This window comes from Sphingobium wenxiniae (assembly GCF_007830065.1).
In the GTDB taxonomy this organism is placed as follows: Bacteria; Pseudomonadota; Alphaproteobacteria; order Sphingomonadales; family Sphingomonadaceae; genus Sphingobium; species Sphingobium wenxiniae.
Window position 1 is genome coordinate 42,376 of record NZ_VLKK01000005.1, and the last position, 12,866, is coordinate 55,241.

A 12,866-nucleotide genomic window follows, 5' to 3' on the forward strand; every position below is an offset into this window, starting at 1 on the left:
CCCAAACCGCTACCTGGAGAGGATCGCGGATCATCGACCCACAGCCGGTCGTCCCTATTCTTCCCCGAACTTGTCTTCCACCAGCGTCACCAACTGGATCAGCGAATCCTCCGCTTCCGGTCCGGCGGCGCTTATGACGATCGAATCGCCCAGCGCCGCGCCCAGCATCATCAGGCCCATGATCGACGTGCCGGTCACTTCATTGCCGTCCTTGCGCACCGTGATCTGCGAAGGAAGGCCGCTGGCCAGGGTGACGAATTTGGCGCTGGCGCGGGCGTGGAGGCCGCGCTTGTTGCTGATCCGGACTTCCTGGCTGATTTCGTTCATGGAGTGCTACCCAACAGTTCCGACGCTACGCTGATATATTTCTGGCCCGCCTCACGCGCGGCGGCGACGGCGGATCGCACGTCCATCACCTTGCGGGCGCTTTCCAGGCGGATGAGCATGGGCAGGTTGATGCCGGCGATCACCTCGATCTCGCCCGCGCGCAGCAGGGATATGGCAAGGTTCGACGGGGTGCCCCCGAACAGGTCCGTCAGCAAGATCACGCCCGACCCGTCGTTCACGCGATCGACCGCGGCGGAGATGTCCGCGCGGCGCAGTTCCATGTCGTCCTCCGGCCCGATGCAGATCGTCTCGATCTGCTGCTGCGGCCCCACGACGTGCTCCATCGCGACAACGAATTCCGTCGCCAACGATCCGTGGGTGACGAGTAAGAGTCCAATCATCTGCGCTAACGGCCCATCTGTTTCATGATTGTGCTTTCGGGCCTCCCGGTCTGCGCTTCTCCAGGGCGTCCTGAGGCGCTGATTCCATGTTTCTGTGGCTGACCGTGGGCGAAAAGCCGGCATCTTGCAAGTATCTGGCGACGCGCTCGGCCACATGCACCGACCTGTGCCGTCCGCCGGTGCAGCCGAAAGCCACGGTGATATATGTCTTTCCGCCCTCCGCATAACGAGGCAGCAGTATCGCGAGCAGCGCCTCGATCCGGCCCACCGTGTCCTCATAGGCCGGGTCCTGCGCGATATAGGCGGCAACGTCCGGCTGAAGCCCGGTCTTGGGCCGCAACGCATCGTCCCAATGCGGATTGCGCAGGTAGCGCATGTCGAACACAAGGTCGGCGTTGCGGGGCACGCCGCGCGAATAGCCGAAGGACAATATCGTCAGCACCGGATCGGACAGCCGCTCGCGCGCATAGCGGTTGCGGATCTCCTGCTGTAGCGCATTGCTGCTATAGGCTGTCGTGTCGATGACCTGCGCGGCCCATCGCCGTAGCGGCTCGGTCAGCTCCCTTTCCCGCGCAATGCCGTCGGCGGCGGGCCGGTCGGCGGCAAGCGGATGCCGCCGCCGCGTTTCGGCGAAGCGCCGCTCCAGCTCGCTGCCCGAACAATCGAGGAACAGGGTCTCGACATCATGGCCATGGTGTTCGCGCAGCGCCTTGATGCGGCGGACGATGGCATTGGCGTCGAAACCGCGCGTGCGCGCGTCGATGCCGATGGCGAGCGGCCGGTCGTCCGCATCGCTGTGCCCGGCGGGCAGCGGCGTATCGAGCAGCCGGTCGAGCAAGACCAGCGGCAGATTGTCCACCGCTTCCCAGCCCATGTCCTCCAGCGTCTTGAGCGCGGTCGTCTTGCCCGCGCCGGACAGGCCCGACACCAGCAGGATCGTCTTGGGCGCGGGGGAGGCCGTCATGCCCGACCCATTTCCCTGAGCGCCAGTTCCACCTTGATCGGCGCGGACGCCTCCAGCCCGGCGAGCCGCACGAGGGGGATGTCGATGCCCGCGATCCGGCGGCGCGCGCCGTCCGCCGGCAACCGCTCGGCCACTTCGCCCAGATGCACGATCAGCGCGACCGGCACGCCGTCCCGATGCGGCATGTCGGCAAGGCCGATGCCGCGCACCTCCATCCTTCCGGCTATTTCGGCGGGAGCGGCAGCGATCAGTTGCCCGTCGCGCGCCGTCAGGATCGTATAGTCGTCGCTCACCAGCACCGCGCCCCGATCTATCAGGCGCAGCGCCAGGTCGGATTTGCCAGCTCCGCTCGGCCCGTGGAGCAACACGGCGCGTCCGCCGATGGCTACGCTGGTCGCATGAAGTGTCTGATGTGAAGCCGCGCCCGTCATGATCTGGTCCCTTCTAGCCCCAGTCGCGCGGGGAAGAAATCGAATTGCGCAGGAGAGACGCCGGAACCGCGAAAACTGTCCCGGCGCGGGACGGTCCCGTGAAGCGGCCGCGCTATTCCGACACCATTCCCGGATCGCGCTCCACCGCCATGGGCAGGCGCACGATGAAGCAGGCGCCGCTCTGTGCGTCCTGCCGGTCGGCGATGCTGACCTTGCCCTGATGCCCCTCCACGATGGAGCGGGCGATGGCGAGGCCCAGGCCGGAATGTTTGCCGAACGTTTCATTTTCCGGGCGGACGCTATGGAAACGGCGGAACACATGCTCGCGTTCGGATTCCGGCACGCCAGGCCCTTCATCCTCCACGCTGACCAGCACTTCATTGTCGGCCACGGTCGCGATGATCTGCACCAGCCCGCCATCGGGCGAGAAGGAAACGGCGTTGTCGATCAGGTTGTCGAGCACGCGGATCAACCGCTGTTCCTCGCCCAGCACGACGGCCACATCCTTGCGCGGCCGCGCGAAGGCGAGGCGCACGCCCCTCGGCACGCCGCGCGCCTCGCGGGCGATCACCATCTTTTCGATCAGCAGCCCCAGGTCGATGGGTTCGAAGCGCGTGCGCGAAAGCTGCGCGTCGATGCGCGAGGCTTCGGCGATATCCGTCACCAGCCGGTCGAGCCGCCGCACATCCTCCTTGCAGATGTCCATGAGCTGCGTCCGCAATTCCGGCTGCTCCACCCGGTCGAGCGCGTCGAGCGCGGAGCGGAGCGAGGCGATGGGATTCTTGAGTTCATGGCTCACATCGGCGGCGAAGGCGTCGGTGGCGTCGATCCGCTGACGCAGCGCATGGCTCATGTCGGACAAGGCACGGGCCAGCATCCCGATCTCGTCGCGCCGTTCGGGCAGGCGCGGCACCGTCACCTCCCGCGCCCGGCCCAGCCGCACGCGCACCGCAGCGCGGGCGAGGCTCTGGATCGGCTGGACGATGGTGCGCGCCAGGAACAGCGACAACAGCACCGACGCCAGCGCGGCGGCGGCCAGCACGATCCCCAGCCGCAATCGTTCGGCCCGCACGACGCGCGTGATGTCACGGGCATTTTCGGTGGACAGGAGGCTGGTGCCGTCCTTCATCTTCACGGCCGCCGAAATCATGAAGGTCCGGTCGGGCGCGTAGCGATTGGTCGCCTGGGGCTTGCCGGTCTGGTCCGCCAGCATGATTTCCGGCCATGCCTGCGCCCGATCGACTGTCGGTTCCTCGAAATTGGGCGGTCGGTCCGCGAAGACGATGCGGTCCATCGCCTTGTCGAGGAAACGGGCGATATGCCGCTTCAATTCCTCCTCGGACGGCAGGCGCAAGCGATAGCGCGGCGCATTCATGGTGAAGCTGTCCGCAATCAGCCGCCCGTCAGGGGCATAGCGGCGCACGCGGTCGTCGGTCTGCCGCGCATAGGCCGCGATCAACCGTTCGTGCAGGTCGGGCGGGGCATTTTCAAGGCCGATGGCCAGCAGCTTCAATTCGCGCGCGGACTGTTCCAGCCGGTCGTCGACGATGCGCGAGCGATAGCTGTCGAGATAAAAGAAGCCCCCCGCCAGCAAAGCCAGCGCGAAGACGTTCACCGCCAGGATGCGCAGCGTCAGGCTGATGCGGCCCGACCACCGCACCGCCAGCGGCGCGTCATTCCTCCGAGAATCGGTATCCGGCGCCATAGAGCGTATCGATTGCGTTGAAATCGGAATCCACCTCACGGAACTTGCGCCGCAGCCGCTTGATATGACTGTCTATGGTGCGGTCGTCGACATAGACATCGTCCTGATAGGCCGCGTCCATCAGTTGGTTGCGGTTCTTGACCACGCCGGGCCGCGCGGCAAGCGTTTCCAGGATCAGGAACTCCGTGACGGTCAGCGTCACGTCCTTCCCGTCCCACTTCACCCGATGGCGCGCCGGGTCCATCTCCAACCGCCCCCGCACGATCGGATCGATCACCGGCTCATCGGCGGCGGCGGGAGTGCGGCTGGCTTCGGCGCGGCGCAATATGGCGCGGATGCGCGCGATCAGCAGGCGCTGCGAGAAGGGCTTGGCGATATAATCGTCCGCACCCATGGCGAGGCCCAGCGCCTCGTCCAGCTCGTCCACCTTGGACGTCAGGAAGATGACGGGCATCTGGCTCTTTTCCCGAAGCCGCCGCAGCAGCTCCAGCCCGTCCATCTGCGGCATCTTGATGTCGAACACCGCCAGGTCCGCCGGATTGTCGAGCAGAGCCTTGAGCGCGCCGTCCGGGTCGGAATAGATGCGCGTCACGAAGCCTTCGGCCTGAAGCGCGATCGACACGGAGGTCAGGATATTCTTGTCATCATCCACAAGGGCGATGGTGGCTGTCATGCATCATCCCGGTAATGGCGCTAAGGGCGATCGGCCCCTCAGTTAGACCATGGCCGTCCGCGCTGCAAGGAAGTCGCTATCGGGAATGAATATGCGGCACGACCGTCGATTTTCACGACAAACTCAGCCTTTCGGGGATTTGACGGTTTCCGTCCGACCGCCTAATGCCGACTCCATCCACCGCTATAGGGACGCTTGCCGGCAATGGACCGGGGCGCCTGTGGGGAGGATCGGCCGTCCCGGCGAGAATGCCGGCGGTGCGGACTACATTATTCAGGAGCAAAGGCGTGCAGGCCAAATCCGCTATCACCCTGGACAAACAGGGTATCTCAACCAACGCGACGCAGTTCTGGAACCTCGGCACCGCGCCGCTGGTGGAGGCCGCCATCCGCAATGGCGAAGGCATATTGTCGAAGGACGGCCCGCTGGTCGTCAAGACCGGCAAGCACACCGGCCGCAGCGCAAGCGACAAGTTCATTGTCAAGGATACGGAAACCGAAAACACGGTCTGGTGGGGCAAGACCAACGTCCCCATGACACCGGAGCATTTCGCGGCGCTCAAGGCCGATTTCTTCAAGGCGCTGGGCGAAAAGGACAAGCTTTATGTCGCCGACCTCTTTGGCGGGTCGCAGCCCGAACATCGCGTCAACGTCCGCGTCATCAACGAACGCGCATGGCATAACCTCTTCATCCGCACCCTGCTCGTCCGCCCCACGCCGGAGGAACTGACCGGTTTCCAGCCTGAATACACCATCATCGACCTGCCGACCTTCCGCGCCGATCCGGCCCGTCACGGCAGCCGCAGCGAAACGGTGATCGCGGTCAACTTCACCGAAAAGCTGATCCTGATCGGCGGCACCGCCTATGCGGGCGAAATGAAGAAGTCGGTCTTCGGCATCCTCAACTATCTGCTCCCCGTCAGGGGCGTGATGCCGATGCACTGTTCGGCCAATATCGGTCCCAATGGCGACACGGCCGTCTTCTTCGGCCTGTCGGGCACGGGCAAGACCACCCTGTCCGCCGACGCCAGCCGCACGCTGATCGGCGATGACGAGCATGGCTGGTCGGACACCGCCGTCTTCAATTTCGAGGGCGGCTGCTATGCCAAGATGATCAATCTGTCGGCCGAGGCCGAGCCGGAAATCTTCGCCACCACCAAGCGGTTCGGCACGGTGCTGGAAAATGTCGTGATCGACGAGGAAACCCGCGTCATCGACCTCGACGACAACAGCCTCGCGGAAAACAGCCGCGGTTCCTATCCCATCGACTTCATCCCCAATGCAAGCGCGGACAATCTGGGTCCGGTGCCGAAGAACATCATCTTCCTCACCGCCGATGCTTATGGCGTGCTGCCCCCGATCGCGCGGCTGACCCCGGATCAGGCGATGTATCACTTCCTGTCCGGCTACACCGCGCGCGTCGCGGGCACGGAAATCGGTGTGACGGAGCCGAGCGCGACCTTCTCGACCTGCTTCGGCGCGCCCTTCATGCCGCGCCATCCGTCGGTCTACGGCAACCTCTTGAAAGAGCGGATCAACAAAGGGGGCGTCACCTGCTGGCTGGTCAACACCGGCTGGACCGGCGGCAAATATGGCGTGGGCAAGCGGATGCCGATCAAGGTCACGCGCGCGCTGCTCAACGCCGCGCTCGACGGCAGCCTCAACAATGCGGAATTCCGCACCGATCCGAATTTCGGCTTTGAGGTGCCGGTGGCGGTGCCGGGCGTGGAAAGCGCGATCCTCGATCCGCGCGCGACGTGGGACGACAAGGTGGCCTATGACGAAACGGCGGGCAAGCTGGTCAAGCAGTTCGTCGACAACTTCGCCCAGTTCGAGGAACATGTGGACGCCTCCGTGCGCGGCGCGGCGCTGACCGCCGCCGTCTGACGGCATCCGCGACCGATTCGCGAAAGAGCCGGGGGAGGGGAAAGGGCCTTCCCCGGCTCTTTCGCTTTCTGCGGTCCCATAGAGATGCTAATCTGGATTTGATCTATAGCGGGAGTCGCACATGGGCATGTTTGATGATCTTCTGGGCAATGCGGGCGGGCTGGAAGCGATCGCCGCGAAAATCGGCGTGTCGCCTGAACAGATGCAGGCGCTGATGAGCGAGATCGGCGGCAAGATCGGCGGCGGCGAAACCAGCGTGTCCGCGCTCGCCGAAACGGCGGCGGAACATGGCGTGTCGGCGGACAAGCTCCAGGAACTGCTCGGCCAGTTCGGCGGTCCCGAAGCGATCCTGGGCAAGCTGGGTAGCCTGTTCGACCGCGACGGCGACGGCAATCCGCTGAACGAACTGGGCAACATCGCCAAGGGGCTGTTCGGCTGAAGACAGGCGAAGACGGGTCAGCTTTTGGCCCGACAAGTTTTTTTGGCCTTGCCATCGCGCTGCACACGCGCCATTTCGCGGACGCATCATTTATTGCGAACGATATGCAACTAGCGTCATCGAGGCGCCGGTCCCTCGCATGAATTGGCAAGGATAAAGGTCTTGAGCGAAGTGACGATCGAAAAGCCGGTGCTGGAACCAACGGGTGCGCTCAGCGTGGAAACGGTGCTGTCGGTGCGGCACTGGAACGAACATCTTTTCAGCTTTCGCATCACGCGGCCCGCCAGCTTCCGTTTCCGTTCGGGCGAATTCGTGATGATCGGCCTCCAGGGCGACAATGGAAAGCCGCTGCTGCGCGCCTATTCGGTCGCCAGCCCGTCCTGGGACGAGGAACTGGAATTCCTGTCGATCAAGGTGCAGGACGGGCCGCTTACGTCCCGGCTCCAGCTCATCCAGCCGGGCGACCAGATCTATCTCGGCCGCAAGCCGACCGGCACGCTCGTCACCGACGCGCTGCTGCCGGGCAAGCGGTTGTTTATGCTGTCGACTGGCACGGGCCTCGCGCCCTTCCTCAGCCTGTCGCGCGACCCGGACGTTTACGAGTTTTACGAGGAAGTCGTGATCGTCCACTCGGTCCGCCGGGTCAGTGACCTTGCCTTCCATGACGAACTGACGGGCAAGCTGGCGGAAGACCCGCTGGTCGCCGAACAGGCGGACAGGCAGTTCCACTATGTCCCGACCGTCACGCGCGAACCTTTCCGCAACAATGTCCGCATCGATGCGCTGATCGAGAATGGCAAGCTGTTCGAAGGCATCCCCGGCGCGCCGAAATTCGATCCGGAGACCGACCGGATCATGATGTGCGGCAGCATGGAGATGATCAAGCAGTTCGGCGCCTGGTTCGAGGAGAACGGCTTCGCCGAAGGTTCCAACGCTGCGCCCGGCGCCTATGTGATCGAACGCGCTTTCGTGGGGTGATCGGTTGCCGCGAAGGATGCAAGGAAGGGCTGCTCCATGCGGCCCTTTTTGTGGCGGTTGCTTGAATGGCGGTTGTGGGTGGAAGACGGACATAAATATCGCCATCCCAGCGAAAGCTGGGATCTCATTTAGGCTCGGTTGCGCCCTAAGAAAGAGAGATCCCAGCTTTCGCTGGGATGACGAATGTTGTGTGGCCGCAACTGACCAAAACCCATCCTACCGCGCTGCCAGCACCCCATTGAACGGCCCCTTCCGCCGCGTGCTCCCCAAACCCGGCTTCGCGGACGACCTGCGCCAGCTTCGCTTTCCCGGCCTGCGCCCTCCGGCTCTTTCGTATAGCCTGCCTTCCCCTTCATCCGAAAGTCGAATGGGATCGACGCCGTCCGGTCAGACTGGCTCCACCCGCAGGATCGAAGCCTCCGCGCCCACGATTCGTACCCGTGCTCCCACGGGCGCTTCGGGGCCATGGCAGGACCAGACGCCGTCGCCCACCTTCACGCGCCCGCGCCCGTTCTCGATAGCCTCGGTCACGGTCACGACCTCCCCGATCAGCCGGGCGGTGCGGTCGTTGAGCAGCGGGTCTTCCGACGAAACTGGATTGGCCGCATACCAGCGCCGCCCGCCCCATACCGCGATCAGGCAGAGCATGGCGAAGATCAGGAACTGCAACGATATCCCGACCGGCAGCGCCATCGCCGCCAGTCCCGTCACCGCCGCCGCTATGGCGACCCAGATCAGGAACACGCCGGGCATCAGCACTTCGCCGATGCCCAGCAGGGCGGCAAGGATCAGCCACCACCAATGATCTTCCAGCATGGCGAGCATGTCCATTGGCCGGCTGTCCCCTTATGCGAACGGACCGCGGCGCGGCGGCGCGGCGGGCGGGGGAGGCGGCGAGGGCTTGTCACCGCCCAGCGCCTCCCGCGCCAGTTCGCCGATGCCGCCCAGCGTGCCGATCAACTGGGTCGCCTCCACCGGGAACAGGATCGTCTTGGCATTGGGGGAGGTCGCGAACTGCTGCACTGCCTCCACATATTTCTGGGCGATGAAATAGTTGATCGCCTGCGCATTGCCATTGGCGATGGCTTCGGAAACCATTTGCGTCGCCTTGGCCTCCGCCTCCGCCTCGCGCTCGCGGGCCTCGGCGTCGCGGAAGGCGGCTTCGCGGCGGCCTTCGGCTTCCAGGATCTGGCTTTGCTTCTGGCCTTCGGCTTTGAGAATCTCCGATGCGCGCAGACCTTCCGATTCGAGGATCAGGGCGCGCTTCTCACGCTCGGCCTTCATCTGCCGGCCCATGGCGTTGACGATATCGGCGGGCGGGCGGATGTCCTTCAGTTCGACGCGGGTGATCTTGATGCCCCACGCGTTGGTGGCGTGATCGACCACGGAAAGCAGCCGCGCATTGATCTCGTCGCGCTTGGAGAGGGTTTCGTCGAGGTCCATCGAACCCATGACCGTCCGCAAATTGGTGGTCGCAAGCTGCATGATCGCGACATAGAGTTCCGACACTTCATAGGCGGCCTTCGCCGCGTCGAGCACCTGGAAGAACACCACGCCGTCGACCGACACCATGGCATTGTCCTTGGTGATGATATCCTGTCCCGGAATGTCGACGACCTGCTCCATCATGTTGATCTTGCGCCCGACTCCATAAAAAAAGGCGGGGTAGAAATTGAGGCCGGGCTTCGCCACTTCCGTAAAGCGGCCGAACCGCTCGATCGTATATTGATAGCCCTGCCGCACGACCTTCACGCTGACCGCGAGGTAGAACAGCACCAGCAAAGTCACCGTAAGCGCGAAAGTCGTCACCATAGGTCCTCCCAACCCGAACAGGACCGACTATGCCGTGAAAAGATTAACGGGGAAAGGCAATCCGGCTAAACCCGTCACAAGAACCGTTCTTCCAAGGAGTCGATTGCCGTCATGCTGCTTCGCCACGCCCGCTCGCTGCTGTTCCTGCCCGCGTCCAATGCCCGTGCCATCGCCAAGGTCCGCACGCTGCCCTGCGACCTTGTGATCCTCGATCTGGAGGACGCCGTGCCGGACGAGAGGAAGGAGGATGCCCGCACGGGTGCTCTGGAGGCTCTGGCGGAAGGATTCGGGAACCGGCTGACGGCGCTCCGCATCAATGTCGAGGGCACTCCCTGGCACGGCGTTGAGATGATCGCCGCCAAACAGTCCGCCGCCGACTATGTGGTGCTGCCCAAGGTGGAAAGTCCCAAACAGGTGAAGGACGTGTTCAGCGTCACGCAAAAACCGGTCATCGCCATGATCGAAAGCGCCCGAGGCGTGCTGGCCGCGCCGGAAATCGCGGCGGGCGAGGGCGCGGCGGCGCTGTTTATGGGAACCAACGACCTGCGACAGGACATCGGCATTCCCGCCATCGCCGGGCGCGACGGGCTGGCGATGGCGCTTCAGGCCGTGATCCTGGCCGCGCGCGCCGCGGGCATCGCGGTGTTCGACGGCGTGTTCAACCGACTGGACGACGAAGCGGGATTCGAGGCGGAGTGCGTGGCGGGCCATGCGCTTGGCTTCGACGGCAAGACATTGATTCACCCCAGCCAGGTGCCGGTCGCCAACCAGGTCTTCGGCCCGGACGCGCAGGCGCTGGCGGACGCCCGCCGCCTGATCGAGGCCGCGACCGGCGGGGCGGAACGGTTCGAGGGCCGCATGATCGAATCCATGCATGTGGAGGCTGCGAAGGCCCTCGTCGCCCGCGCCGAGGCTGTGGGGCAGGGCTGACGGGCCCGCACCATCAGGGCTTTTCGCCGTCCCGTGCCTTGCTCTCCGCGTCGAGCTGTTCTTGCAGGTCGCCGGTCGCCGCTTCCGTCCGCGCGATGTCGCGGAGGGCCAGCCCCTGCGGTCGCCTTATTCCCGACGATGGCGGACGGTCAGCAGATAGTTGATCGCCTTGTTGGTCGACAGCACGAAACCTTTGCGCGGATCGAAGCCAAGGCCGCTCGACCCGATCACCTCCAGCCCGGCGTCCTCCAGCAGCGCGGTCAGTTCATCCGGCGTGATGAACCTGTTCCAGTCGTGCGTCCCCTTGGGAATGCCGCCCACGCTTTCCCCGATGGAGATCATCGCGGCGCGGGAAAGGGGGGTGCGGTTGGGTGTCGAGAGGATCATCAGCCCCTCCGGCGCCAGCTTGTCCGCCAGCGCCGCCACGAACGCGGCGGGATCGGCCACATGCTCGATCACTTCCATGGAGGTGACGAGATCGAATCCGTCCTCCGCCAATTGCTCCACCGGAGTCGCGCGATAGTCGATGGAGAGGCCCTGCGGCTGTGCATGGACCTTTGCCGCCGCGATATTTTCCTCCGCCGCGTCGAGCGCCGTCACCGCAGCGCCCATGCGCGCCAGCGGTTCGGCGAGCAATCCCGCGCCGCAGCCCACGTCCAGCGCGCGCCTGCCCTCAAGTGGCTGAAAAGAGCTATCCTTTCCCGGCCAGCGGCAATCTATCGCCTCTCGTATATAGCGCAACCGCACCGGGTTCAGCTTGTGCAGCATGGCGCTGCTGCCATCGGGGTCCCACCATTGCGCGGCCATCGCGCCGAAATGCGCCGCCTCGCGCGGATCGATGGTGCCGGTCGTCGTTGCGCTTGCGTTGCTTGCCATATCCGTATCCGCTGCTAAGAGGAGCGCCGTTTCAGCCCTTTTGGGACATTTTCTTTCTTACCAGCAGGCAGGCTCGACAAGCAAATGGCGCGCATCGTGATGAAATTCGGCGGCACCTCCATGGCGGGGATGGAGCGGATTCGCAATGTGGCCGCGCGAGTCAAACATGTGGTGGATCAGGGGCATGAAGTCGCCGTTGTCGTGTCCGCCATGGCGGGCGAGACGGATCGACTCGTCGGCTTCTGCAAGGAAGCCTCGCCGCTTTACGATCCGGCGGAATATGACGTGGTCGTCGCCAGCGGCGAGCAGGTGACGAGCGGCCTGCTCGCCATGACGCTCAAGGCCATGGGCGTGAACGCGCGGAGCTGGCTAGGCTGGCAGCTTCCCATCCGCACCAACCAGGCCCATGCCAAGGCGCGCATCGGGCGGATCGACACCGCCGACCTGATCGCTTCCATGCAGTCGGGCACGGTCGCGGTCATCCCCGGCTTCCAGGGCATGATGGAGGACGGGCGCATCTCGACCTTGGGCCGCGGCGGGTCCGACACGTCGGCGGTGGCGGTGGCGGCGGCGGTGAAGGCGGACCGCTGCGACATCTATACCGATGTGGACGGCGTCTATACCACCGACCCGCGCATCGTGGCCCGTGCGCGCAAGCTCGACCTCGTCACCTATGAGGAGATGCTGGAACTGGCCTCGGTCGGCGCCAAGGTGCTCCAGACCCGCTCGGTCGGTCTTGCCATGAAGGAAGGCGTGGTCGTCCAGGTGCTTTCCTCCTTCGATGATCCCACTCAGGAAGACCTCCCCGGCACGCTGATCGTGAGCGACGAGGAACTGGAGGCCAAGCTCAAGGAAACCAAGATGGAACGTCAGCTCATCACCGGCATCGCCCACGACAAGAATGAGGCGAAGATCATCGTGACCCGCGTGCCCGACAAGCCGGGCGCGGTGGCGCACATCTTCGGCCCGCTGGCCGATGCGGCGATCAACGTCGACATGATCATCCAGAACGACTCCAAGGACAATGAAGAGACGGACGTCACCTTCACCGTCCCGCGCGCGGACCTGGCCCGCAGCGTCGACATCCTGGAGGCGCGCAAGGAGGAGATCGGCTTCCGCCGCATCATCACAGACACGGAAGTCGCCAAGATCAGCGTCGTGGGCGTGGGTATGCGCAGTCATGCGGGCATCGCCGCGACCATGTTCAAGACGCTGGCCGACCGCGGCATCAATATCGAGGCGATTTCCACCAGCGAGATCAAGGTTTCGGTGCTGATCGACGAGGACGAGACGGAACTGGCGGTGCGCGTGCTGCACACGGCCTACGGCCTGGACGCGCCGGCGGCTTGAACCAAACGCTTTACACATGACGTCATTCCCGCGAAGGCGGGAATCCATCTCCGGGCGGTGGCGCCTGGGGATGGCTTTGGAGATGGATACCGCC

At 64.5% G+C, this 12,866-nt stretch carries 14 protein-coding genes; 5 read left to right on the forward strand and 9 right to left on the reverse strand.

Going from position 1 to position 12,866, the window contains the following annotated elements; all coding sequences use genetic code 11:
* Window positions 1–54 precede the first annotated feature (54 nt).
* The 6 genes from IQ35_RS08255 to IQ35_RS08280 all read right to left on the reverse strand — a co-directional run bounded on the left by IQ35_RS08255 (window position 55) and on the right by IQ35_RS08280 (window position 4,501).
* A complete protein-coding gene (locus IQ35_RS08255; protein ID WP_145072613.1) occupies window positions 55–327 on the reverse strand; it encodes an HPr family phosphocarrier protein in 273 nt (90 codons plus the stop codon).
* The gene (locus tag IQ35_RS08260) at window positions 324–728 is read right to left on the reverse strand and encodes a PTS sugar transporter subunit IIA (protein WP_145072615.1); all 405 of its coding nucleotides are present in this window, start codon (window positions 726–728) and stop codon (window positions 324–326) included. Before IQ35_RS08260 ends, IQ35_RS08255 begins: the two co-directional genes overlap by 4 nt.
* 22 nt (window positions 729–750) lie before the next feature.
* Window positions 751–1,692 (reverse strand): RNase adapter RapZ, encoded by a 942-nt coding sequence (gene rapZ / locus IQ35_RS08265; protein WP_021244256.1) that lies wholly within the window; start codon window positions 1,690–1,692, stop codon window positions 751–753.
* Window positions 1,689–2,123: an HPr kinase/phosphorylase gene (locus tag IQ35_RS08270; RefSeq protein ID WP_021244257.1), complete on the reverse strand. Its 435-nt coding sequence runs from the start codon at window positions 2,121–2,123 to the stop codon at window positions 1,689–1,691. Before IQ35_RS08270 ends, rapZ begins: the two co-directional genes overlap by 4 nt.
* A 112-nt stretch (window positions 2,124–2,235) precedes the next feature.
* The gene (locus IQ35_RS08275; protein WP_021244258.1) at window positions 2,236–3,828 is read right to left on the reverse strand and encodes a sensor histidine kinase; all 1,593 of its coding nucleotides are present in this window, start codon (window positions 3,826–3,828) and stop codon (window positions 2,236–2,238) included.
* Window positions 3,797–4,501, reverse strand: coding sequence for a response regulator (locus IQ35_RS08280; RefSeq protein WP_021244259.1), 705 nt, complete (start codon window positions 4,499–4,501; stop codon window positions 3,797–3,799). The genes IQ35_RS08275 and IQ35_RS08280 overlap by 32 nt, the downstream gene beginning before the upstream one ends.
* A 287-nt stretch (window positions 4,502–4,788) precedes the next feature.
* Between IQ35_RS08280 and IQ35_RS08285 the strand changes: the two genes are divergently transcribed.
* The 3 genes from IQ35_RS08285 to IQ35_RS08295 all read left to right on the forward strand — a co-directional run bounded on the left by IQ35_RS08285 (window position 4,789) and on the right by IQ35_RS08295 (window position 7,804).
* The gene (locus tag IQ35_RS08285) at window positions 4,789–6,387 is read left to right on the forward strand and encodes a phosphoenolpyruvate carboxykinase (protein WP_145072617.1); all 1,599 of its coding nucleotides are present in this window, start codon (window positions 4,789–4,791) and stop codon (window positions 6,385–6,387) included.
* 121 nt (window positions 6,388–6,508) lie between these two features.
* Window positions 6,509–6,826, forward strand: coding sequence for a hypothetical protein (locus IQ35_RS08290; protein WP_021244261.1), 318 nt, complete (start codon window positions 6,509–6,511; stop codon window positions 6,824–6,826).
* Between the two features lie 162 nt (window positions 6,827–6,988).
* Window positions 6,989–7,804, forward strand: a complete 816-nt coding sequence (locus IQ35_RS08295; protein WP_021244262.1) for a ferredoxin--NADP reductase — start codon at window positions 6,989–6,991, stop codon at window positions 7,802–7,804.
* A 387-nt stretch (window positions 7,805–8,191) separates the two neighbouring features.
* On the opposite strand, the gene IQ35_RS08300 is transcribed toward IQ35_RS08295, so the two are convergent.
* Together IQ35_RS08300 and IQ35_RS08305 are read right to left on the reverse strand one after the other, a co-directional pair.
* Window positions 8,192–8,635 (reverse strand): NfeD family protein, encoded by a 444-nt coding sequence (locus IQ35_RS08300; RefSeq protein WP_021244264.1) that lies wholly within the window; start codon window positions 8,633–8,635, stop codon window positions 8,192–8,194.
* Between the two features lie 15 nt (window positions 8,636–8,650).
* On the reverse strand, window positions 8,651–9,616 hold the full coding sequence (locus IQ35_RS08305) for an SPFH domain-containing protein (protein ID WP_145072619.1): 966 nt from the start codon (window positions 9,614–9,616) through the stop codon (window positions 8,651–8,653).
* Window positions 9,617–9,727: 111 nt separating this feature from the next.
* On the opposite strand from IQ35_RS08305, the gene IQ35_RS08310 reads away from it, so the two are divergent.
* On the forward strand, window positions 9,728–10,546 hold the full coding sequence (locus tag IQ35_RS08310) for an HpcH/HpaI aldolase/citrate lyase family protein (RefSeq protein ID WP_021244266.1): 819 nt from the start codon (window positions 9,728–9,730) through the stop codon (window positions 10,544–10,546).
* Window positions 10,547–10,672: 126 nt separating this feature from the next.
* Here the strand turns inward: IQ35_RS08310 and ubiG are convergent, their stop codons facing one another.
* Window positions 10,673–11,422, reverse strand: coding sequence for a bifunctional 2-polyprenyl-6-hydroxyphenol methylase/3-demethylubiquinol 3-O-methyltransferase UbiG (gene ubiG, locus IQ35_RS08315; protein ID WP_021244267.1), 750 nt, complete (start codon window positions 11,420–11,422; stop codon window positions 10,673–10,675).
* Window positions 11,423–11,506: 84 nt separating this feature from the next.
* On the opposite strand from ubiG, the gene IQ35_RS08320 reads away from it, so the two are divergent.
* On the forward strand, window positions 11,507–12,772 hold the full coding sequence (locus tag IQ35_RS08320) for an aspartate kinase (RefSeq protein WP_021244268.1): 1,266 nt from the start codon (window positions 11,507–11,509) through the stop codon (window positions 12,770–12,772).
* The last annotated feature ends 94 nt before the right edge of the window (window positions 12,773–12,866 follow it).